Annotated in this window: 1 protein-coding gene; it reads right to left on the bottom strand. The window is 47.5% G+C overall.

Going from position 1 to position 507, the window contains the following annotated elements; genetic code table 11:
- Positions 1–116: 116 nt before the first annotated feature.
- Entirely contained in the window at positions 117–434 is a 318-nt protein-coding gene (locus ACZGCQ_RS16840) for a hypothetical protein (protein WP_481266882.1), read from the bottom strand.
- Between the last annotated feature and the right edge of the window lie 73 nt (positions 435–507).

Here is a 507-nt window from a genome sequence, read left to right as displayed (position 1 = left end):
CCGCAGATGTGTATAATAGACAGGACCGGTACAGTCAATGCAAGTTATGGATCACCTGTATTCGATAAGTTGACCTTCGCTGCATCCGTTCCGCCACCTGGTGTTAAGTCCAGTTGTTACTCGATATTTTCTTCTGTTGCACCTTTCGTCACGAAATCAATTCGTCCGCGATGTGCGATCATCGTTGCATCAAACATGATGACTTGATCGCCTTCACCTAATTTCGACAATGCTTCACGATCAGTCATTCCTGGCGTGTCCCCCGGGATACCTGTATCGACAGCAAAGGCGATTGATGGTTTGAGCAAGTGTGCGACAGTTTGAACCCCACGTAACCCGCCTCCTTCCTGAACATTCCCACCGGCGAAAATCTTGTTCGGATTTCCGTCTGCTTTTAAGCGTTTGATTGCTTCGATTGGTATGCCACAACCAATCCGTTCTGTCTCTTATACACATCTCCCATCCTACGTATCCCTTTGGATCCTTGTTTGTCTGCTCCTGCTTGAA

Source organism: Exiguobacterium sp. HSB13 (assembly GCF_056764755.1).
Note: the sequence above shows the minus strand (reverse complement) of the source record. Positions and strands in the feature narration are given on the sequence as shown.